This window comes from Congzhengia sp. (genome assembly GCF_037235575.1).
Taxonomy (GTDB): Bacteria; Bacillota; Clostridia; order UBA1381; family UBA9506; genus Congzhengia; species Congzhengia minquanensis.
The window spans coordinates 306,980-331,904 of record NZ_JAXUNN010000039.1; the positions used below are offsets into that span (position 1 = coordinate 306,980).

Annotated in this window: 10 protein-coding genes and 1 tRNA gene; 10 read left to right on the forward strand and 1 reads right to left on the reverse strand. The window is 44.2% G+C overall.

Going from position 1 to position 24,925, the window contains the following annotated elements; genetic code table 11:
* Positions 1–5: 5 nt before the first annotated feature.
* Positions 6–1,754, forward strand: a complete 1,749-nt coding sequence (locus tag WIG73_RS11035; RefSeq protein ID WP_337400574.1) for an NADH-dependent [FeFe] hydrogenase, group A6 — start codon at positions 6–8, stop codon at positions 1,752–1,754.
* Positions 1,755–1,818: 64 nt separating this feature from the next.
* Here WIG73_RS11035 and WIG73_RS11040 read toward each other — a convergent pair whose 3' ends face one another.
* Positions 1,819–2,304 carry a QueT transporter family protein gene (locus WIG73_RS11040; protein ID WP_337400575.1) on the reverse strand — a complete coding sequence of 162 codons (486 nt, stop codon included), beginning with the start codon at positions 2,302–2,304 and terminating at the stop codon, positions 1,819–1,821.
* 183 nt (positions 2,305–2,487) lie between these two features.
* On the opposite strand from WIG73_RS11040, the gene WIG73_RS11045 reads away from it, so the two are divergent.
* The 9 genes from WIG73_RS11045 (at position 2,488) to WIG73_RS11085 (ending at position 24,919) form a co-directional block, all read left to right on the forward strand.
* On the forward strand, positions 2,488–3,159 hold the full coding sequence (locus tag WIG73_RS11045; RefSeq protein ID WP_337400577.1) for a hypothetical protein: 672 nt from the start codon (positions 2,488–2,490) through the stop codon (positions 3,157–3,159).
* 56 nt (positions 3,160–3,215) lie between these two features.
* Positions 3,216–3,304, forward strand: a tRNA-Leu gene (locus WIG73_RS11050).
* Positions 3,305–3,667: 363 nt separating this feature from the next.
* Positions 3,668–7,972 (forward strand): S-layer homology domain-containing protein, encoded by a 4,305-nt coding sequence (locus tag WIG73_RS11055; RefSeq protein ID WP_337400578.1) that lies wholly within the window; start codon positions 3,668–3,670, stop codon positions 7,970–7,972.
* A 22-nt stretch (positions 7,973–7,994) separates the two neighbouring features.
* Complete coding sequence (locus tag WIG73_RS11060) at positions 7,995–10,694, forward strand: SGNH/GDSL hydrolase family protein (protein WP_337400579.1); 2,700 nt, start codon at positions 7,995–7,997, stop codon at positions 10,692–10,694.
* A gap of 85 nt (positions 10,695–10,779) precedes the next feature.
* Complete coding sequence (locus WIG73_RS11065; RefSeq protein ID WP_337400580.1) at positions 10,780–13,617, forward strand: hypothetical protein; 2,838 nt, start codon at positions 10,780–10,782, stop codon at positions 13,615–13,617.
* A 120-nt stretch (positions 13,618–13,737) separates the two neighbouring features.
* On the forward strand, positions 13,738–15,798 hold the full coding sequence (locus tag WIG73_RS11070) for a carbohydrate binding domain-containing protein (protein ID WP_337400581.1): 2,061 nt from the start codon (positions 13,738–13,740) through the stop codon (positions 15,796–15,798).
* A gap of 28 nt (positions 15,799–15,826) precedes the next feature.
* Positions 15,827–20,266 carry a carbohydrate binding domain-containing protein gene (locus tag WIG73_RS11075; protein WP_337400582.1) on the forward strand — a complete coding sequence of 1,480 codons (4,440 nt, stop codon included), beginning with the start codon at positions 15,827–15,829 and terminating at the stop codon, positions 20,264–20,266.
* Positions 20,267–20,270: 4 nt separating this feature from the next.
* Positions 20,271–22,037, forward strand: coding sequence for an S-layer homology domain-containing protein (locus tag WIG73_RS11080; RefSeq protein WP_337400583.1), 1,767 nt, complete (start codon positions 20,271–20,273; stop codon positions 22,035–22,037).
* 41 nt (positions 22,038–22,078) lie between these two features.
* Positions 22,079–24,919: an S-layer homology domain-containing protein gene (locus WIG73_RS11085; protein WP_337400584.1), complete on the forward strand. Its 2,841-nt coding sequence runs from the start codon at positions 22,079–22,081 to the stop codon at positions 24,917–24,919.
* Positions 24,920–24,925: the final 6 nt, after the last annotated feature.

The window sequence follows — 24,925 nt, forward strand, 5'->3', positions numbered from 1 at the left end:
CAACAATGGATATGGTAAATATAAAAATCAACGGGATTGACCTCAGCGTACCGCAGAACTATACAATTTTGCAGGCAGCCAGAGAAGCGGGAATTAACATTCCCACACTCTGTTATTTAAAAGATATTAATGAAATCGGTGCATGCAGAATGTGCTTGGTGGAAGTGAAAGGCGCAAAGGGCTTGGTTACTGCGTGCGTTTATCCCGTTAATGAAGGAATGGAAGTTTACACCAACACAGCAAAGGTGAGAAAGGCAAGAAAAACCGTTTTAGAGCTGACGCTTTCCAACCATGACAGAAAGTGCTTAACCTGCGTCCGCAATCAAAACTGTGAACTGCAAAAACTTTGTGACGACTTAGGTGTGAAAGACATTGCGTTTGAAGGTGAAATTTCCCACCACGAGATTGACAACTTGTCGCCGTCCATCGTCCGCGACAATAATAAATGCGTTCTGTGCCGCCGCTGTGTAGCTGTTTGCAAAAAAGTGCAGACTGTGGGCGCAATCGACGCGCAGGGCAGGGGATTTACAACAAAAATCGGCTCTACCTTTGGCATGCCTCTTTCCGCAACAGATTGCGTAAACTGCGGACAGTGCATCGTGGCATGTCCTGTGGGTGCGTTGTATGAAAAGGACAGCGTGAAAGACGTTTGGGCTGCTTTAGCAGATGATTCAAAACATGTGGTTGTGCAGACGGCTCCGGCAGTTCGCGCAGCGCTGGGTGAGGAGTTTGGCATGCCCATTGGCAGCAGAGTTACCGGAAAAATGGCAACCGCTTTAAAATATTTGGGATTTGACAAGGTGTTCGATACTGACTTCGGTGCAGATGTAACCATTATGGAGGAAGGAACGGAACTGATAAACCGCATCAAAGAGGGCGGAAAGCTTCCGCTTATCACCTCTTGCAGCCCCGGCTGGGTGAAGTTCTGTGAGCACAACTTCCCGGATTTTCTCGAAAATTTGTCGAGCGCAAAATCGCCGCATGAAATGTTCGGCGCAATTTTGAAATCCTACTATGCAGAAAAAACAGGTATCGACCCGAAGGATATTTACGTTGTTTCAGTAATGCCCTGCACAGCAAAGAAATTTGAGGCACAGCGTGACGAACTGACAAACGGCGGATATGCTGACGTAGACGCGGTTTTAACAACCCGCGAGCTTGCGAAAATGATTAAAGAAGCGGGTCTGGAATTTGACAAACTGCCTGATTCTGTGTTCGATAATCCCTTTGGCGACGCGGCAACCGGCGCAGCCGTTATATTTGGCGCAACCGGCGGCGTTATGGAGGCTGCACTGCGTACTGTTTCAGAGGTGCTGACAGGCAAAGAGCTTGAAAAAGTGGAATTCAGCGACGTAAGGGGAACAGAAGGCATTAAAGAAGCAACCGTTCAAATTGGCGACATGGACGTAAAAGTTGCTGTTGCCCACGGTTTGGGGAACGCAAGGGAACTGTTGGAAAAGGTTCGCGCTGGCGAAGCCGACTACCAGTTCATTGAAATTATGGGTTGCTCGGGCGGCTGCGTTACCGGCGGCGGACAGCCGATTGTTTCTTCAAAAACAATGTGCGAGGTAGATTTAAAAGCGGCCCGTGCAAAAGCGCTTTATGATGAAGACGAAAGTCTTCCCATCAGAAAGTCCCACGAAAACCCGTTTGTAAAAACGCTATATGACGAGTATATGGGTGAACCCTGCGGACATAAGGCCCACGAACTGTTACACACACACTATGTAGCGCGTGAAAGAATTCAAAAATAATGTTCTAAAATAATGTTCTAAAATAATGCAATGAAAAAGAGCTGCTAATTAGCAGCTCTTTTTTCTACCAATTTATTCGGTTTTCTAATTTGTTTACCGCGGTGATGAGCAAAATCCCTAAAATACCGCAGGAAATTACTTCTCCGGCCCCAACGGTCAGCATAAAATATCCGATACGGCCCGGTGCGCCGTAGGCGTAGCGCAAAACAAATGGAACAATAAGTGTATTTGCAATAATTGGTGGCAGGGGAGCTAAGTATTTATGCTTCTTTAAAGCGTATGTGCCGAGCGCTCCGAGCAGCGTTGCCAGGCTTCCGAACAATATGTCCCAAACTACGCCGCCGGCAAAAATGTTGGAAAGGAAACAGCCAATAAACAATCCAGGAATTGCCGCTGGCGTGTAGGCGGCGAGCACGGTTAACGCTTCTGAAAACCGGATTTGCACCGCGTTGCTGGAGAGTCCCAAAAGCGTGGCAAGATACGTCAGCACCACATAAAGTGCCGCAATGATGGATGCATGCGCAAGAAACCTTGTTTTTTTAGAAATCATTTTTTTAATCTCCTTTAGTTTTGTTTTAAGTGAGGAAGGTCTCGAACTCACTAATTGGATATTTTACCACGAAGCAAAAAAAATGTCAACATTTAAAATAATTGTAAACGAACTTCCATTTTGATTGACATTGTTAAATTCGGGTTTTATAATGTTTGATAGGAATGAAGGGTGCGTGAGAACATGGCAGAAATGTTTGAAAAACCAAAAAAATTCTCCGGCGAGTGGTTCCGCTACGTCTGGGATTATTATAAGGTCCATATTCTTGTTGCAGTTGCAGTGATTGCGTTAATAGCAGTTACTGTGGTTGAGGTTTTAAACACAGTTCACTACGATGTGAATATCAACTATATTGCATCCAATGTCTTATCATTTGACGTTTCGGACAATTTGGCAAATAAAGCAGCGGAGCAGATTGAAGACGGGAATGGAGATGGTGAAAAACACGTTTCAGTCACACAGCTGAATTTTACAGATGAAGCAATGCAAAATGCGAACCAGATTATGGCGCTGGAAAATAAGCTAATGACAGTGTTTGCCTCAGAAGATGAAATGATGTTTGTTTTTGATGAAGCCATGCTGAAAGATGTTCTTGACATGAGCGCTACAGAAGGCGTGTTCGTTCCCGTTTCCCAATGGGCAGATGGGGATCTTTCAGAGGAACTGCTCTATGAGTATGGCGGCGGAGTTTACGCAGTCAATTTAAAAAACAGCGCCATTTTAAAGGAAATGGGAATTGACGCTTCGGATATGTTTGTTGCGGTGAGAATGAACTATAAACCAGAGGATGAAAAGCTGCAGAAAAGCTTTGAAAATTGTGTTACGCTGGCAAATAGTCTGATAAAAGAATCGTAAAAATATTATTTTGGTATTGACAAACCATGCCAATTATGTTATACTAATTGAGTAGTGCTCGAGTGGCGGAACTGGCAGACGCCCGGGACTTAAAATCCCGTGAGATTTACCTCTCGTACCGGTTCGATTCCGGTCTCGAGCACCAACGGCGGGCATTGCCCGTCTTTTTTATGCACTTTAGCTTGCTATGCTAAAGTGCTTTTTATTTTGGTATAATAATTCTGCTTGCAAGAAATGTTGTAAAATATTGCCTGTAAACGCAAGATTTGTATTGTATAATGTGTAAAAATATTATAAAATAGATATAATTTAATAGAAGCATTTTGTGAGTAATGCCAAAACAAACAATTCACAAAGGGGGTACCCCCTTTGTTGTATGCATATATGCATACAACAAATATGATTTGCTAACCATGTTTATTTGCAGAATTCCAATGCAAAACGGTAAATCTGCAGCAATAAATTAAAAGCCTGAAAAGGTAAAGAAGAATTAAGGCGGTGTTATTTAATGACAAGAAATTTTAAACGTGCAGCGTCATTGATGGTAACCATGCTGATGCTTATCGGCTTATTGGTGCCTGCTGCGGCTGAGGGCGAGACGAATTTAATCTCGAACTACGACTTTTCATCTGGCACAGGCAGCTGGAAGGTTGAAGCAGCCACAGCAGAAGTTGACGAGGCTGAGAGCTACGGCGGTCTTTTGACAATGCGTTATACAAAGCAGTCGAAAGCCGGTAAGCTGTGGTCCAATGAGGTTACACTGAACGAAGGCGAACGGTATCTGATTGCCGTAAATGTTAAAGTCGGCGAGGGAGAATCGGCGCTGGTTGCTGTAGAAATGAAACATTTACTTGGCGAAGTTACATATGATGAAGCCGTTCAGGCAACGGTGGGTTCTTCGTGGAAGACGCTGAAAAAAATCTATACCTGCACGAAGCAGGGCGGAGATATAATTCAGTTTGCCTTAAAAACAGACAACAACACGATGAACGACAAGACCTACTATTTTAATAATTTTAGAGTAATTCCCTTAGACCAAGTTGCAGGCGGAAACGCAAAGCCGGAGGAGGAAGAAAAGAATACCGGCGAATTCCGCAGCGAAATTTATGTCGATGGTGTAAAGGGCAGCGATTCCAATGCAGGTACTTTGCAGTCGCCCTATAAAACTATTGAGCACGCCCGTGATGTCATTCGGACATTTAATAAGGAAATGGAATCGGATATCAACGTTTATCTCAGGGGCGGGAACTACGATATAACTGAGCCTATTGAGTTTAAAAGGACAGACTCCGGTACAAACGGACATAAAATCATCTGGCAGAACTATGAAGGTGAGGAACCGTTTGTAAGAGGACCGAAGGTAATAGAAGGCTGGAAGATTTTCGACGCCTCTAAAAATATCTACTGCGCAAAAGCCGACGGCCCCATTGAAACGAGATCTTTATATGTAAACGGTGAGCGCGCGGTACGCGCTAAGAGTAACACCGGTCTTTCCGATGCGGAAAGAACCGATGAAGGATTGATCACTTCCGATACGTTCTTGGCAAACTGGAAGAACCAGAGCGACATCGAGATGGTGTTTGCCCAAAACTGGACGCTTCCGCGCCAGGGGGTAGACAACATTAAAATCGGCGATGACGGACGCTGCTACATTACTATGAAGCAGCCGGGCTGGGCATCTGCCATCAATAAAGGTCAAACCTCTGCAAAAACACCGTGGTATTATGAAAACGCATTTGAACTGTTAGACGAACCCGGAGAATGGTATTTGGACAGAAGCACCTACACGTTCTATTATATGCCGCGTCTGGGTGAAAATATGGACACCGCGGAGATTATTGCACCCACGCTGGAGGAGCTTATGAGCGTGCGGGGCGACTCTGAGGACAAACCGGTTGAAAACTTAGAATTTAGGGGAATTCAGTTTGGATATTCCACATGGCTTAGACCGAACAGTGAATGGGGTGTGTCTGACGCGCAGAACAACCATATCAGAGACTCATCTGCAAAACCTGCCGGTGTATCCGGCGACTGGCTGCCTCCGGCTGCGGTGAATGTGCAGTACGGCCATGGGATTAATTTTGAAAGCTGCGTCTTTTCTAAAATTGGACTAAACGCACTTCAGTTAATTGACGGCATTCAGGGGTGCACGGTAAACGGCAACCTGTTTTATGATATTTCGGCCGGCTGTGTAAACTTGGGAGAGCCATATACTACTGAAGATAACTATAATCCTAAGGACGAGAAATATTTAATTAAGGATAATAAAATTACCAACAACTACATGCATGACGTGTGTAAGGAATATATGTCTGCGGCGGCGATTTCTGCCGGATTCCCGCAGGATACGTTAATTTCCCACAATGAAATTTTTCACATTCCATACAGCGGAATGCATTTGGGATACGGCTGGGTCAGCATTTCCACCAGCGCAATTAAAAACTTTGACGTAACTCACAACTATATTCACGATTTGTTCTATACCAAGCTGTATGACGGCGGCGGCATATATACAATCGGGCCTACAAGCGGCACAGCAGAAGACCCGAATATGCTGGCATATAACTACATTACCGACATGAACAACGACGGCGGTCCCATTTACAATGACCAGGGTTCGACCTATTATAAGGTATATAAAAATGTAATGGATCAGAGCCGGGCTATTGACTGGGTAAGCGGTAAGCCAAAATGGTTTAAAGGCTGGGGGAAAGACATCAGCCATTGCTTTGCAGATGAGAACTACACCAACATTTCCCATGTGGTTCGTGATGGCGGCGACTATAATGAAATTACAGGCACAATCTACTGTCCTCAGGGGTGGCCGCAGGAAGCATTGGATATCATTGACGAAGCAGGTTTAGAGTCTGAATATCTGCACATGTCCCAGGTGCCTCAGAAAATATTACTGGATAAGGAACTGTTTACATTAAATTCCGGCGAAACAGAAAAAGTTTCTTACCGGGTTGAAACTTCTAAAAATAAGGATTTTGACACGTCGAAAGCTGAAGTGCTTTACGGATCGAGAGATGAAAATGTTGCAAAGGTGTCGCAGGATGGAACGGTTACGGCAGTTTCACGAGGCAGCACACATGTAGACATCTTAATTCGGTATAATGGAATTACAGTAAGAAACAGCGTGCTTGTCCAGGTGGACGACACAGCTGAAAAAGTGAACATCGTATCAGAAAAAAATGGCGTTTTAAAAGGCGATGATTTAACTGTTTCTGTTGAGGGTGAATCGCTGTTCGGAACAAAACTGCCTGTATCGGACGTGACGTATGAATCCAGTAACTCAAGTGTGCTTGCAGTTGTTGGCGACGGCGTGCTCCGCGGCATGCAGGAGGGCTATGCAACTGTAACAGCAACTGCTGTTTGCGGCGGAAAAACATTTACAGATTCAATGGAAATCCGCGTGGTAGATTATGTTTCTTCATCTCCTGCCAGCTTCACGCCTTATGACATCTCCCCGATATTAAGCGATGTGAATAACTGGACGGTTGAGGGCAGCGGCACAAAGACGGCCAAAGACGGCGGAATTGTGTTTAATACCCCCGGAGGATCTGCAAACTATACCGGACAGAAATTCACAAACGAAATCTTTGACTTTGATATTAATATCGATAACCAGGGCGGCTGGCCGTCAATCCAGTTCAGAATGCAGGAAGGCAACAAGACGGCAAACAACAGCACAGGATATATTATGGTAATTAAGGAATCGGAAATTGAGCTTCAAAGATTTAATGGCGGAAGCCGCAGGGTGTTCTTTGGCGATGTTGAAGGTGCGCTCGCCTTTGGTGGAAAAGCATATCCCAACGGACCGAACGTGTTGCCGTATAAAAAAACGGTGCATGTTCAGGCAGGCGCAATGAACGAAGCAAGTGGTGTTCGCCTGGTGCTGACTGTTGACGGCAAGAGAATTTTTGACTATTTAGACACGGATGCAGGCCGAATCACCCAGCCTGGTTACTTTGGTATTGTTTCAAGAAATGGTACCGTTACGGCAACGCCCCACAGCCAGGAGGTTGTGACAGGAGGAGAATCTGCCGGCACCAACGAGCCGCAGAAACCAGACGACACAATGACTGGAAATGAAGAAGTTTACGATGCATTAAAAGATAAATATTCTCCTGTGAAGCCTCCGGTTGAAATAGAAACGCCCGAGGTGGAAGAGCCGATAGTCGCTACTGGTGAATTCCAGGATACCAAAGGTCACTGGGCAGAAAACTTAATCTATAAAATGTACCGTAACAACATGATAACGGGTGTCAGCGATACAATGTTCGAGCCTGACCGTCCGATTACCCGCGCAGAATTTTTAACGCTGACGCTTCGTTGGCTGAAGTATGAAAAAGATATGGAGTGGTCGCGCCACGCATCCTCTTGGGGCACACCGACCTTCCAAGCGAAGATAAAAGCGCAGCAGGCAGTCTTTGACAAGGCGGTTGCCAGCGCAGGAACAGAGAACTGGTACCAGGAAATTCTAACAGGGGCGCAGTTTGCCGACCTGATAGACGGAGCATTGCTTAGCGCAGACTATGATTTAAAAGCAGACATTACCCGCGAGGAAATGGCTTCTATGCTGATGCGTGCATACCGTTACCTCACCTTTGAAACCATTTATGGCAACGGAAAAGATTTTGCCGACAAAGCACAGATTGCCGATTGGGCGCAGGATGACGTAAGGTCCCTCTCTGCAATTGGATATTTAGAGGGTGATGAAACCGGAAACTTCCGTCCAAAAGCAACTGCAACAAGGGCAGAAGCCGCAGCTCTGATTCAAAGGGTTTATGAAGTTGTAGAAATCAGATAAATATTAAGGAGATGTAGTGTTTATGGTTGGGCTTAAGAAAAAACTATCTGTTTTTCTGACAGCAACACTTATCGCCACAACAGTGTCAGGCGTTGCATGTGCAACGACGCCTGGCGCTATGGGGGATAACATTGTTGTTAACGGGAACTTTAAAGAAGACGCAAAAGGCTGGAATGGACTTGGCACCTCAGGTGGAAGAACTTCCAGCTGGGTGGACGGTGTTGAAGGCACAAATGATGGATGCCTGTCTATCGTTTATAGTGAAGATGCAACGCAAAACAACGGAAACCCTGGATTTACGCAAGGCGTAAAATTGGAACGCGACGCTTGGTATGTTATGTCCGCCAGAGTGAAAATAATGGATTTTGACCCATCAAACTCTAACACGCCGAAAGACAAGGTTGCGGCATCAATTTATATGACGGATCTTCCTGAACTAACAAACGAAGAAAAGCAATGGCATGCATATGCGGTTGTGGCGCAGGATACGCCGATTCCGGTGACGGAGTATGAGAAAGACGGCAAAACAATGTGCTCCACCGAGTGGACAACCGTTCGGGGATATTATAAATACTCCGGACCGGAAAGCTATGATAACGCCAACTGTAACCTTCAGGTTCGCGGCTCCCGCGACAACAATACAAAAATCAGCTATTATGTAGATGATATTGAGGTTTACAAAATTGCTAACCCCGTTGCCAACGGCGGATTTGAAGACACTGGGTATTCTACGTCCGGCAGAATTTCCAGCACTGCCGGAAACACAACCTCGTTTAACCCCTGGGGTGTACATGCCAGCGGAGATGTTGTTTTTTCTGAAGAAGCAGCACAAACGGGAACATTGGGAGCACACGTAAAGATGACCGGCGCAACTACTTCCACACTTCCGGCGCTGTCGCAGGACGTCAGTCTTCCCCTGGGACAAAATGTGAATATATCTGCTTCCATGAAAATTGCAGACGGATATACACTTCCCGAAGGTGTTACCGAAGCGAAAGCTCAAATATTGTTTACACACAATACCTATGCTACGGATACCGAAACAGAAGAACGCAAGCTGATGGACTGCGGAACCGATTACGTTGCGACGGTGAATATTGCAGACGGTGAATGGCATCAGCTTACGAAAGACTATAACACTTCATGGAATATTGAAGCAACGAGCAGGGGAAAAGCAAAAGACCCCGCAAACTGCAACGGACGCATGTATTTCAGATTGACTGCGGTTGTGGACGGAGTTGAGAATAGGGATATTGTGATTCCCTATTATGTGGATGATGTAGCCATTACTGCGTCGGACATTCAGGTTGGCCAGATGGAATTTTTTGAATCTCACGATATGGCTCCGATTGAATATCTGACCGAAACAGATGAAATCTTCGGGAGAGTAAATATTACAAATAACACAGGGAAAGAGAACAGTGTGAACGTGATGATGGCTGGCTACAACTATAAAAACCAGCTTGTTCAGCTTATTTCTGAACCACTTACAATTGGAGAAAATGAAAACTCTGTAACCTATAAAACACAGAATGCACTGAATATTTCAAAAGGCATTACAAAAGCAAAGCTTATGGTTTGGTCCTCTAATTTTGAAACTGCAAACCCGTATGCTGCTCATTGCGAAATCACAGGAGATTTTAATAAGATTAATAATTCTTTAAACAAACTATATTCTACAGGCAAACTTTGTGTTGGATTTATCGGCGGTTCCATTACACAGGGGTCTGGCGCAAGCGCGAGCACGACTTATGGCTACGCTTATCAGACAATCAAGTGGATGAAAGAACGTTTTTCACAGTATGAAATTGAAGGCCATGTTGCAGGTGTTGGCGGCACAGGCTCTGACCTAGGCACATGCCGCTTAAACGAAGAACTTTTAGTTTACAATCCTGATTTGGTGTTTGTTGAATTTGCAGTGAACGACGGCGGCGACCCGGGCAAAAAAGCTTCTACTGAAGGAATTATCCGTCAGGTGAAAGAGCATAACCCGAATGCAGACATTGTGTTGATTAACACACTTCAGCTTCCGGGATTTGCAAATGACTATGGTGCTAAGAAAATTCCGACGGCAGTGCAGTATAAGAACGAAGTGGCCGACCATTATAATTTGGGCGTAATCAACGTGGGCAAAGCTCTTTACTACACTTATACGGACGAAGGCAAAACAGAACCAGGCTATTATATGAAGGATAACGCTCATCCTGATGATCCTGGACATACAAATTATAAAGACACCATTGCCAGATGGATTGACTCCATGATCGCAAACGCAGATTTAAGCGTTGAATCTTCGGTTTTGGTTGATCCCATGGATGAAAACTACTTTACGGGCAGTGTTGTTGGACTTGATCAGGAAGGTGTAAAAAAGACCGGAACCTGGGCGGAACAAAACAGAAAAGCCGGCAAGCATAACCTTTGGGACTCCAACAATCCGGGTGATACTATTGAATATACCTTTACAGGAACAGGTCTTGGACTTTACATGCGTGTAGCGCCAGACACCGGAATTATTAATTACCAGATTGACGGCGGTGAAATCAAACAGTTTGACACCTGCGACCAGTATGTAAAGCAGGGTATGGACCGTATTTTCTACACGTTCTTGGAAACTTCGTTAGACAGAGCAGAGCACACCGTGAAAATTTCAGTCAGCGGTGAAAAGAATCCTGCCTGCAACGACTGCACATTAAGTATCGGAGCACTATTAATTAAAGATTAGTGAAGTAACGCAGGACGGTAAAAAGCCGCCCTGCGGAGGGAATATAAAAACTCACCAAAAGTGAAAATGAAAGGGGCGGACACAAATGAGATGTCTGAAAAAACTTTTAACAGTTTGCATGGCAACAGCGCTGTTGGTATCCACAGCACCAATGGCGCTCACATCAGCCGCAGGGCTGGAACCCTTAAGCAAAAACCTGATTGCAAACGGAAATTTTGAAAACGGCCGAACGGGCTGGAAAACCGAAGGAAACACCACAACGGAGGAAACAACAGGCCCTGACGGCTCAAAAGCCATAGCCGTTACCCAGGACGCCGGCGGCAAACGTTTTTTAATGGACAGCAAAATTGCAATTGAAAGAAATGCACTCTATAAACTTTCAGTTGATGTAAAACTGTCGCAGGATTTAGTAAACAAAAACACATCAATTAGTATTCTCGATTCTGCAGCAACGGATTTGATTGGCGACGAAGTAGGCAGGGAATATGATGTAAATCGTAGAATTGCCATGGATTACACAGGTAACTTGCCTGCCGATCAGTGGACGACACTTTCGGGCTATTACCGTTACAATGGCGCCAAAGCGAGTGGCTTTACAACAGATTTTGGTCTTGAAGTGAATAATGTAGGAACCTATGCTGTTGATAATTTCAGCATTGTGAAGGTGTCTGAACCAGAAAAACTGGTTATCGACTACACAATAGACGATACCCCCAACCCCTGGGTAGCTCCAGCAAGCAATCCTAATATGACTGTTAAAAGCGTATCAATGGAAAAACAGAATGGTTCTACCGGCAATGTGCTTCATTTTGCCAGAAACAATAAGAGTTCCAGTTTCTCTGAATATTACCTCCCAGTTGAGGTGAATCCCGACGGAACAGACAGAAGATATATGGTTTCGTTTTATGCAAAGCTTGACGAATCCACAGCTGTTGTGCAGGATACAGAGTCGCCGGCAGATGTTGGACTGTATCCGATTTTAAAATCCCGCGGTTCGGGTGACTATAGCACAGGCTATGGTTCTCCTACAAAAATTACATCTGACGCATGGACGAAATTCTCCTTTACGGTGACCAAAAAATCGTCTTTTGCATTGGAATTAAGACCGCTCAGAGCAGATGCGGAAGGCAAATTTTCAAACACCAATCCAGACACAGACGCACGGAAGTTTAGCTATTATCTTTCTGACTTATCTATCATGGAAGTTGGCAAGCCGGATGATTTAAACAAAAATAATCAATTGATTTATGGCGAGTTTAACAACAACGAAACACTTAGCGGTTGGAGCTATTCAGGTATTACCTCAAAAGAGTGGATTTCTGATGAAAACGGCAACGGTTATGTAAAGCTTATCGGCGCCGGTATGAGCGACGGCGGTGCAAAAAATATCATTGCACAGAACCTTCGGCCGTCTAATAATCAGCTGATTAAACGCGACACATGGTATCGGATATCTTCAAAAATTAAACTGGAAGCGGCAGAAGCCGACGCTGTAAACGCTCAGATGTATATATTTAACACATCTGAACCAAAGTTTGTCAATGACGCCTGGACAGATCAATCCTACTACAATACCGATTCTTTCCAAGTGAAAAAGGCTGATGGCTGGACGGAAGTAGTTTCCTATTTAAGATTCAGTGGAATTGAAACGGCTCCGGCTACAAAAGAGGGATATTACGAAGAGGGAAAACCCGTTCAATATTTAAATAATGAAAATACGGTGTTTGCATTCCGGCTGTATAACAGTGCAATTCAATCCTGCGACGTTTCCTTTGATGATATTATCATTGAGGAAGTTGGAGCATTTGCAAATGGCGGTATGGAAGATGTAAACACAGTTCGGTTTAATAACAACCATGTATATGGCGATGCAATAAAAAAAGGCGATGGTGCAAGTAACGATTCTCTGACACAGGGAAATGCTTATACTGATTTAAATAACGCAACGTTTACAAAAGAGGCTGCACACAGCGGCAAATATGGCCTTTTGGTAGAGGGCTCTAAGGCAAATCAAACGGCTGGCGCAGCAAAACAGCATGTTATGCTGGATGCATCACTGGATAAATACTATAAGGTTTCCTATTGGATTAAACTAAAAGACCCAGAAGCGGCAAAAGCTGCCTTGTTGGAAATTAATCCCGAAAATACGGATGCAAAAATTTATGCAAGACTGCTGGCCGGTTATATGTCTTACTACGACAGGCCGCTTGCAGAAGGCGGAACAATCCGCGAGATTGGCGATGTTGGAACCATGTATCCGACTGCAAATGACATTTCAGACGGTGAATGGCACAATGTGTCCTTTGTTTATAATCCATCTCATTATAATCGTTTTGTTTCTGCAACGGAAGGAACGGAAACCATTTATAACTGCAAGTGGAAAGTTCCTGCTGATAGCTTAGCTGCGGCAAACATGGAAAAGATCGGGTTCTATCTCTATCCGCGTATCAGCTCAACCAATTATATCACCGGAGCAGATACAGAAGTTAAACTGGGACATTTTAACGACAGCAACCCACAGGATAAGGGGTTTGACTATTATCTGGACGATGTTACCATTGAAGAAATTCCGGCCAACCAGTTTGTTGTGACGTCGGAACTGAAAACGGACTATGCCGGAAACGGTAACGTGAAAATGGAAGTGGGTCTGGCAAACACTTTGGGCAAAGACCAAAGCGCTACTATTTTGGTCGCGCAGTATGACAGCAACAACGCGCTGGTTTCTGTTAACAATGTTGTGGCAACCACAATTTATAAAGACAAAAATGGATATGGTAATGACGATAAGTTCTTTACCGGTGCTCATAACTTTGAGTTTGAGGTTCAGGCAAATGCAGCAGCAGAGTATATGAAAGTGTTCGTTTGGGATGGGTTGGATAATGCAATCCCACTTTCAAAATCAAATATCTATTTTAAAAAATAAATAAAGATTTGTATCGGGTTAAGCTGCCAAAAGGCAGCTTAACCTATGCAAAATTATGAATCTGGCACCCCTTGCGGCGATTCACAAGGGGAGTCCCTATCGAAGGGAGCTTTTAAGCTTATGAACAAAGTAAAAAAATTAGTATCTATACTTGCGTCTTTAACTGTGCTTATGACCTGCACGCAGTTTGTTTTGCCTGCCTCTGCATCGGTGCTGACCGACAGGGTGTTGTCTAAAAACGGCGGGTTTGAAGATAATATTGACGGCTGGACTCCGGGAGGCGCAACCTGTACCTGGCAGGAGGGCGGCGCGGACAACTCGAAAGGCTGTGTGAAAGTTGATGTCATCAATGGTTTTAACGACATCAGCCAGAAAGTTAATTTAGAAATCGGGAAAAAATATTATATCACCTTTAAGGCAAAGCTTACAGAGCAAAACAACACCGGGAAGTCTGCGCCTGTAACGCTGTTATTCTCGTATGATAACAAAAAAACAGAATATCCCATTCAGACCAAATATGATTTAAATCATGAAACATGGACAAAGGCGGAAGTTATCTACTCACCGAAAAATGAACCAGATAATTATGGCGGTTCGGCAAAAATGTATATTCGTGTTGGCCCACAGCCGCAAAATGAATATTCCTTTGACTACTATCTGGACGATTTCTATTGTGTTGAACTGAATACAAGGGAAAACCTGCTTGTAAATAACGATTTTGAGTATGGAACAGTTGGCTGGAATCCGGGTGGCTGTATTGTTACTTCCGTTGACGGAGGCGCCAACGGCACGGAGAAAGCCGCTAAAGTGACGGTTGACAGCGGAAAAGTGAACAACAATGTTTTATTTACACAGAGCGTTTCCTTAGAACACGGGCGGTATTATGAACTGTCTTTCTGGGCGAAGCTGGAACAGGGCGAGACAAATAAAGGCGTGGTGCTCATGAACCATGAGGCCACAGGAAAAACAGAAAATATTTTGTCGAACATATCGCTGGGGACAGAATGGAAAAAAATTAAGCTTTATTATAAATATGACAACACCTCGGACACAGGAACGCATAGAATGTTGTTCCGGCCCAGTGACGACTCGGCAGTGACCAATTACTTTTTTGACGAAGCGGCAATCAGACCTGTTTCTGATGATGAAGTAATTTTAAACAGTGATTTTGATTATAATACCTCCATGTGGAATGCACAAAATGCAGCGCTCGCTGTCAGCGATGACACGTATGCAGGCTCTGGCCAGTCATTAAAAGTTGAGGCACAGGCAGGCGGCTCGCCCGCACAGAACGTAAGCTTAAAGGCCGGCGAAAGCTATACAGTAAGTTTTTGGGCAAAGTCTGACGCGGCATTAAGCCTCATTCCCAAGGTTGGCGAAACTGCGTTATGTGAGGCCATTGAAGTTGGTACCAACTGGAATAGGCATACGTTTTTATATACACCGGAAGAAGATGTGACTGATCAGCCGTTTACCTTTGAGGCAGCGGACGGAAATGCGCACACCTACTATCTTGATGATGTGGAGTTTGGTAAAAGCAAGCCAAAAGCAGAGGATATTTCAGTTACAGGAAATCCTTTGGTTGGCGAAACAATCTCAGTTGATTATACCTTTGATAATGCTGGACTCAGCGACGAAGGGGAATCCAGATACAGAATCCGCATGGCAGACAGTATTTTCTATGAGGAGCTGGAAAGCGGAACGACCCAGTCGGGAAAACCGGTTACACTTGCATTAACAGAGCAGTTTGAAAATAAACGTTTGGTGATTGACATTACACCTGTAGACAGCAACGGTGTTGTTGGAAAAATGCAGACAATTGCCTTAGCGAGAATTAAAAGAGCATATGAAGCAAATATTTCTTTTGATGGAACAATTGAACCGAACGGTGCAATTAAGCCTTTGGCAACCATTGTTAACAATACGTCGGAAGATAAAACCATTACAGTTGTTATGGCCGTTTACGACGCTAACGGGACAATGCGTGGCGTTGTGGCCGACAAGCAGGAAGCGGGCCAGTTCGGCGGAAAGGCTGAATTTGTGTTTCAAACACCGGTGACACTGCCGGAAGACGTAACAGGTTATACTGCAAAAATTATGATTTGGGAAGCTCCTTTTGGAAAAATCGGAATTACCAACATGGTTTCTCTGTTAGACAGCATTTCTTATCAGAATGAATAGCAGCGCGATGGCGTAAAGGTGGAGTTAAATGTTGAAATTGGGGTTAATAAAGCGAATAACAGCAGTATCGTTAATGGTTCTTGTGGTTCTTTTAACTTTACCGAGCGTTATAAATGGAACTGAAATATTGTCTGCCGCCGATAATGCGGGGAACGAAAATCTAATTCAGAATCCGGGTTTTGAAGCGGAGCTGGAAGGCTGGGATATCAATGCCGGAAAGTTGCTAAACCAAAACGGCGGTTTTGAAAAGGATGTGGCCTCCTGGAACGTCAGCGGCGCAAGCTGCACGTGGACGAAAGGCGGAGCTGACAACTCTTCCGGCTGTGCCTTTGTGGAAGTTACAAACGGGTTTAACGACATCAGCCAGAATGTTATGCTTAACATTGGCACAAGCTACCGGATAACCTGCAGCATTAAACTTGCTGAAAAGAACGGAGAATATACCGAATCGCTGGCCACAATGCTGTTTTCTTATGACAAGAAAAAAACGGAATATCCCAGAAATATACCTGTGAACAGCGAAACCTGGTCGAAATTTGATTTTATCTTCACACCAAGAAACGACCCGGAAAATTACGGTGGATTGGCAAAAATGTATGTCCGGATCGGCCCGACAGGACAGCAGAATGAGGCTGATTTTGATTATTACATTGACGATTTCAACTGTGAGGAACTAATCTCTGACGCAGAGGTTACATCTGCTTCTCCTGGCGCTGATGGAACCGGGAAATGTGTAAAAGTGACCACTGGAAATTCGGCACCTTTTGTTCCAACTCAGTATGTTCCTATGGAGCAAAACAGCTGGTATATTATTTCGGCAAAGGTAAAAATGGAAAGCGGCAGCGCAAAGGTGCAATTTGCCGTTCGCCACGACAACTATACCGTGGAATATATTGGAAATACTTTTACCATAACCGACCAGTGGACAGATGTGAAAGCATTTTATAAATCCTACACAAGAGAAATCGGCGCTATGAGCGGTGACGTATATTTGTGTGTCGGGGGGAAAAATAACACTTCGGTATTAACCTATTATATTGATGATGTATCTGTTACAAAAAACACAAAGCTCTACATAAACGGTGATTTTGAGTTAGAAAACGACGTTACCGGCTGGATAGAAAGCTATAAAGATGCCAACGGGAAAACCATATGGTCCTCTTCTAGGCCCCAATGGGTAAGCGAGCCGACGCACTCTGGCTCAGGCGCTGCGAAAATTGTTCCAATAACAAATAACTTGCAGCGGTGTGCCCAGTTTGTTCATTTGGAAAAAGATGTTTGGTATCAGGTGTCTTTCTGGGTGAAACTGGAAGAGGGACAGGGCGACAGCGAAGCGGAAATTATTCGCACGCAAATCAGCGACGATGTTGATACCGGAAGCATGTATATGGCCTCTGGCACGCCGGTGAACGACCGGGAATGGACTGAAGTAAGCTCCTATTTTAAATATAACGGAACAAACAGAGTAGCAGACTGTCAGCTGTTTTTACGAATAGGAAGCGATCCCAAAAATTCTAAAATACCATATTATTTTGACGACTTTTCTGTGAAACCTGTGGAACCGGACCAAATCACGTTCCGGGGAAATACAAAAATTATCATTCCGCAAAGTGGTGAAAAGCAGGAACCGTTCAGCGCTGTTGCGTCAAAGGAGTTTGATGGCATTACCTATGAGTTTGACCGGGACGAGTTATTTTTTCAAATAACCGATGCTCTGCCAAGCGGCATTACTTTTGCCGGAAACAAACTCACTGTGCAAAGCAGCGCACCTGAATGTGAACTGAATTTAATCGTAACGTCTAAAACCTATCCGAATTTAACAAAAAATGTGCAGATAAAAGTGGTTTCGGAGCTTACAAATTTGAAAGATACCATTCACCGTGCAGAGACTGTTTATGAAGAAACTGACGAAATTATTTCCGGCTCGAAAAAACGGTTTTTGACGGAAATTGACAAGGCTCGTCAGGTGCTTTTATCTCAGCCAACGCTGGAAGAAGCAGCATTGGCATCGGCTGCGTTAGAAGACGCCACAGAACGTTTTTTGCGCGCGGCAGACCGAAACGTGTTAGAGCCTGTTTTGGAAAACGCACGTTTCGTTTATGAAAGTACGCCGGTGGGCACCGCGCCCGGACACAGTTCAGAGCAAAACAAACAAACGCTGCAAGCGGCAATTTCCTCTGGAGAAGAAATAATAAATGGCACAAAAGAACTTTTTTATGAAGAAATTGTTGAAATAAAACGCATGTTAAATGATGCTGTATATGACTTTCAGCGCGGTCTTGTGCCCTTTGCAGAATTTTTTGTGGATCCGGTAAATGGAAATGACGGAAACAGCGGAACCAAAGAGGAACCGTTCCTTTCAATAGAAAGGGCCAGAGATGCGGCGCAGACCATTTCGTACCAAATGGACGGCGACATCATTGTCAATCTGCTTGGCGGAACTTACGACTATAGCGAAAAGGATTTAACTTTTACAGCGCAGGACTCCGGAAAAAACGGATATTATATCGTATACCGGGCCCCCAGCGGCGAACTGCCGGTGATTAACGGCGGCAAACAAATAAACGGCTGGACGCTGTTCGACAGTGATAAGAACATATACCGTGCACCGGCTGAACATATTCAATCAAGGCAGTTTTACGTAAACGGTATCCGCGCAACGCGCGCCCGGAAAGATATTGATTCTGCCGGATGGACTTACGATAGCGGAGAGTTTGGGCATACCGCCCCTGCGGAGTTTTCTTATTTAAAGGATCTTTACAATTTGTCCGAGGCGGAACTTGTTTATTATTCGGCATGGACAAATCCACGTTGCAAAATAAAGTCTGTGTCGGTGGACGAAGACGAAACGGTGAAAGTGGAAATGCAGCAGCCTGGCTGGAATTCCATTCGCAACAAGGGCGGAAGCTCTGCAAAAAATCCATGGTATATTGAAAATGCCTATGAGTTTTTAGATGAAGAAGGGGAATGGTATTTAGACACTGCTGACGGTTATCTCTATTACAAACCTCGTCAGGGTGAAAATCTTGAAAATGCCTATACCGTTCTTGCGGCAAACGATGGGGAAATGGTAACGATTTCCGGCAGCTCACCCGACAACGTTGTCAAAAATCTACTGTTTTCAGGCATTACCTTTTCCTATTCCACCTGGATGCGGCCAAGTACAGCATACGGCCACTCAGACGCTCAAAATAACCACCTAAGAGACTCGGCGGACAAAACGCTTTCCGGCGATACGCTTCCGCCGGCGGCTGTATCTGCACAGTATGCCCACTCTGTTGACTTTGCAAATTGCGAATTTTCGCATTTGGGCATATCGGCTCTTAAAATGATTCGGTGCATTCAGGATTGCAGAATTTATACAAACCGGTTTTACGACATTTCGGGCAGCGCCGTGAATGTCGGCGAACCTGCAACCGGCAAAATTGACAATGCATATCCCAATAATTTCAATTATTTGCCGGCACACGAAAAGTATTATATCAGAAACAACAACATTATTAATAATTACATTCACCACACGGCGGTTGATTACAGGAGTGCGGCGGCAATTTCGGCCGGTTTCCCGATTGACATGGAAATTGCCTACAACACTATATCCGATACGGCTTACAGCGGGATGCATATCGGTTATGGCTGGAAAAGCATTCCCACCAGCATCATGCGGAACAATCAAATCCACCACAATCGGATTTTGAATGTTATGAACACCGTAATCAACGACGGCGGCGGAATTTATACCATTGGCCCAACCAGCGGTACGGATCAAGCTCCGAACCTTATTTACGAAAATTATTTTGAGGGCCAGTCCGGATACGGCGGTTCTGTCTATAACGACCAGGGCTCAAGCTTCTGGAAGGTGGAACGCAACGTAAGTAATCTTAGCGGCAGCCCTGCTTGGTCGAACGCCAATCAGGAACACAGATGGCTGAACTATTGGTCGAAGGACAACAACGACATGTTTGCAGACGAAAACTATGCCTCTGATTACCAGCTTTGGGAAGACCACGGGCAGAACAACTATTTGGGTAAAACCTATTATGTGACAGACTTAAACTGGCCGGAAAAAGCCCAAAAAATTATAAACAGCGCAGGAATAGCAGAGAATCACAAAGATTTAACTGCTTATGTCCGCGCATATACAACCCTGAGAGCCGACTCTGACGGCGCAGGCAGCACAGTTCGGTTTGAAAATACTTTGGGAGAACCTGTAAGCGCCACAATTATGCTGGCGGCTTATGACAAAGACGGTGTGCTTGTAGATTTAAAAACAAGTGTTCTTTCTGTCGAACCAGGATTTTCTGAAATACAGGAATACCATTTTAACTTGTCAAACATCGAATGTGAAAAAGTGAAATTGCTGATCTGGGAAGGCAGCAGCATTGGAAATTCAAATTTTGTTCCTCTGGCAGCGGCAAAAACAGTGATGCTAAATAAGCAAATTAACAGTGTGGAAAGGAATGATTAAGTTTATGAAGACTCATAAGCTGAAAAAAATGATAAGTCTTGTCACTGCAGTTAGCCTGCTTCTCGGTTTAATGCTGACATCAACTGTTTCTGCGGCCGAAAAACCAACCGTCAGTCTTTTGGGGGCTCATGTAACCATAAGCGGCAGCGCAGGCGACATGGATAACGTTATCTGTATCGTTTTAAAGCCCGGTTATTCTGATGTGAACCAATTATCGGTTGATGAATTTCAAAAGGCTTGCCATTATTCAAATGACACGACTCCGGAAAACGGAACCTATTCGTTTTCGTTTTTCATGTTAGACGACAGTGAAAGCGGAACATATACAGCAACAGTAGGCGCCAACGGGACCTTTTTTGAAAATGCAGAGTTTTATTATGCCAGCAAGAACGACCGCTTAAGCGCAATCGACAACATTGTTAAGGCGCCAAGCGCCGATGCATTAACCAGCGTTCTGCTTGGTAAGGAAGATGACGACGAAGCACAAAAAGAATATTTAAATAAGCTTTACAACGCTATGGGATTTTTGATCGACAGCTATGCAGCAATGTCTGAGGCGCAGCAGTTGGAAATTAACAAGGCACTGTATGCAAGCCGTGGAGATTACACAGGCGACGATGCATCCGACAAAGCAGCCGTTGTGTTTAACAATGCTATTGCGCTTTCCAATGTGAACCATGCTTCTGACGCGGAAAAAATGATGCAGGTGATCACCGATTATAACTCTGTTTTTAAGTTCGACTTGTCTGAAAAGGGATTATACGGAAGCCTTGCTTCGGAAGAAAAAGAACTTGTTTATAAAGCGGTGTATGGCAGAAAGCCATTTGAAAAGGAAGATGACCTTAGCACAGCTTTTAACGAAGAACTGCGCGTCCCATATTTAAATGCAATTGCATACGGCGATTTTGTGAAATTTGTTGAAGAGAACAACGAATATTTAAATTATGACATGGATCGTTTTGAGGATTTAAATGAGGACAGCCAGACTGCAATTGCAAAAGAAATGGCAAAGGCTGATTTTGACACCATAAAACAGGCCAGAACAAAGTTTGATGACATGTTGGAAAAATATGAAGACGAAGAAGATGACAACCCAGGCGGCGGTTCCTCCGGCGGTGGCGGCGGAAGCTCGGGCGGCGGAGGCAACAGAGGCGGTAACAAAGTTACCGACGTTTATGTCGGCGATAAAGATAAAGATGATACGAGCAATGTTGTGGAACCTTCTAACGAGCCCTATGACGATTTAGAAAGCGTAACATGGGCAAAAGACAGCATCTTGTCCCTGACAGAAAAGGGAATTGTATCCGGTGACGGTAACAAAAAATTTCGTCCCAACGACAATATTAAACGGGAAGAATTTTTAAAAATTGCTCTGGAAGCGTTCGATCTGGTAAGCGATGACGCAGTATGCAAGTTAGATGATGTAGCAGAGAACGCATGGTATTATAAATACATTGCAAGCGGCATGGAAAAGGAATTGGTAAACGGCGTTGACGAAAGACATTTTGGAGTAGGCAGCGAGATTACAAGACAGGACATGGCAACACTTGCTTACCGAATTGCCGTATATGCAGGAGTTGACCTTTCGGGCGGTAACGGAATTGCGTTTTCTGACGAAGCTGAAATTGGAAGTTATGCAAAAGAAGCAGTTGCGGCAATGAGTGCAAACGGTATTATAAACGGCGTTGGAGACGGCAATTTTGCTCCCGGCAGTTTTGCCACAAGGGCACAGGCGTGCAAAATTATTTCACAGCTGTTGTCATTGGCTTAAATTATGATAGAGTAGTCGAAGAGTGAAAGGATGATCACAAAATGAAAATAGCAAAGAAACTACTTGCAGGTGTGCTAGTATTCATGATGTCTGTTTCACCTGTTGCATTTGCTGAGGAGGCCGCCGAGGGCGTGGCTCCGGTGCAGGAGGTAACAGAAAACAGCAACTATACAGCTGCCGCAGAAAAGCTGCAGGCGCTGGGCGTTTTAAAGAATACATCCCTACAGCAAACCACAGTGGTTGGCAGAGGCCAGTTCGTGTCTTTACTATGTGAGGCAATGGGCTATACTACCTTAGGGCATGACAACAAGCAGATTTTTAACGATGTTCCACCCGCTTCTGTTTATTCTGACGCCATCCGTGCGGCTTATGATATGGGAATTATCAACGGTACGGGAGACGGATATTTTTATCCTGACAGGGCTGTGACCTTAAACGAGGCCGTAAAAATGGCTGTAGTGGCTCTGGGTTATGACGTGTATGCACGGGAGGCAGGATATCCCGTTGGTTATTTTAACCAGGCGCAAAAGCTGAATCTGTTAGACAGGGTTGATTGTGCACCAAACGATTTTGTAACGGCCGGCGACGTTTATCAGCTTTTGGTAAATATTGTTGATACGGACCTTCTTCAGCTTGTGGAAGTTGGAGATAAGACAAAGTATCAGCGTATAGAAGGAGAAACAGTTCTATCGGAACACTTTCAGATTTATAAAGTGGAAGGCCAGATAACGGCAAACAGTGTTTCTGCTGTTTCGGCGCTTGGTTCAAAAGCCGGTAGAGATAAAATTATGATTGACAGCACTCTTTATAATGTCGGTGAGACAAACGCTGAAATTTATCTTGGTTATAATGTAGAAATTTATTATTACAAATCAAAAGACGATACGGTTGGAACCATTCGATATATCCGTCCCAGAATGGAGCGAATGGAGTGTGTTGAAGTTGATGCCCGGGATATTGAACCGGGGGAAACAACTTTAAAAACGCTTGCTTTTTATGACGAGAATGAAAACTTAAAAAGAAAAACTGTTTCTCCCACGGCTGACCTTATTTATAACGGAGTGGCGCGGTCGTTAAATTCTAAGTTTTTGCTTACCCCGGAGAACGGAAAGGTTCTGCTGCTCGATTCAGATAACAGCGGCGATTATGATGTTGTTTTAGTGACATCTTATATTATGTATGTAGTAAGCGCAGTAAACGCAGACAGGTTTACAATTTCGGATATGTATGGACAGAACCAAATCATGCTTGACCCACAGGACAGCAGCGTTACATATCGTATTGAACGTGATGGAAAACTTGTAAAAGATATTACAGGTCTTTCTCAATGGGATGTTTTATCTGTTGCTGCAAGCAGTGAATATGTAGACGACGAAGGAATTCGCCGGATTGACAGCGCAAAATCTATCCATTATGATGTTGTAGCGACCACATACAATGAAATTGGTGTAATCAGCACATACGACGAAGATACTCTAACCGTTAATGGTACGGTTTATAACGTGTCGGAGTATTATAAATACCTGATTAAAACGAACAAAATTTACGAACCGAATTTAGGCGCAATTTACACTTTCCACTTTAACAGTGACCACGAAATCGTAACGATTGATGACGAGGGTTTGGAAACAGCGGGCGGATATGGATATTTACTGGGCGTTGATGCAAAATCAACCATCGACAGCACCGTTCGCCTTAAGATTTTAGAGAGCACAGGAAAAATTACTGAATTTGTTTGTAATGATAAGGTAACGCTGGATGGACAACGTGGGGTTAAGGCGTTTGATGGTTCTAAATCTGATGTTTTTACGGCTTTAACTGACAATTCGGGCAAAGCTGTGAAACAGATTATCGGATATTCTACCAACAATGACGGAAAGATTAAGGTTATAGATACGAAAGAACTGGATGCCGGTGGAAACAATTCGTCAAGTTTGGGATATTACGGTGAACTGAAAAATACACTGGGATATAAATCCAGCGATAAAACCCTGGGCGACCGTTTCGTGTTCGACTCAACAGCAGTCCTCTTCTGTGTTCCTGCAAAAGAAACGGTTGAAATTGACGACGGAAACGGCGGCAAAACAACGGTTGAGGTTACCGAAGGCGGCGCATGGGACAATGATAAAAATTTCTCTGTGGGTTCTGTTTCTTCAGTCCTCAGTAACGACGATAAGCCATATCTTGACGTTTACAATGTAGGTAGATCCAACGCCATAGAGCTTGCGGTTATCTACGGAAAAACCAGCGCAAGTATGACTGCCAACACTTATATCAGCGTAATTGAAAAAATTACAACTGCAGTAAATGCTAATGGTGAAAACGTAATTCGAGTTTATGGCATGAAAGACGGCGCAGCATTCACCAACGACCTTTCGCCGGACGGCTTTACAATTAAAATGTACGACGGTACCAATCCGTATCCAGATGCATCTGTAATTTTAAATAATTCCTACAACGGAACTCCTGTTTTAGAAACGGGCGATGTTATCCGGTTCGGAACAGATTCTGAAGGATATATTAAAGAAGTTGAATTTGTTGTTGACGCAAGCAATCCCGAGGCCTATCAAAATCTGAACAATCACGGAGTTGCATCAAGAACTGTATATGGCATGCTGTACGACTGTTACAACGGCTTTGCAGAGCTGGTATTCGACCCGAATGAGGCAGAAAAGGATACTGACCGGGAATCTTATGTATATGCATTAAAATCCGTTCCCATCATGCTCTATGACGGCAATAAAGAAACCGTGCGCACGGCATCTGTTGCAGATTTAACATCTTACAGAGATTGCCGCGACACAACTACCGCGACGAAGATGGCAATTAATGCGAGATACGGCGAGGTTCGTTCTATCGTAATTTATACGAATATGGACTAAGAGGAA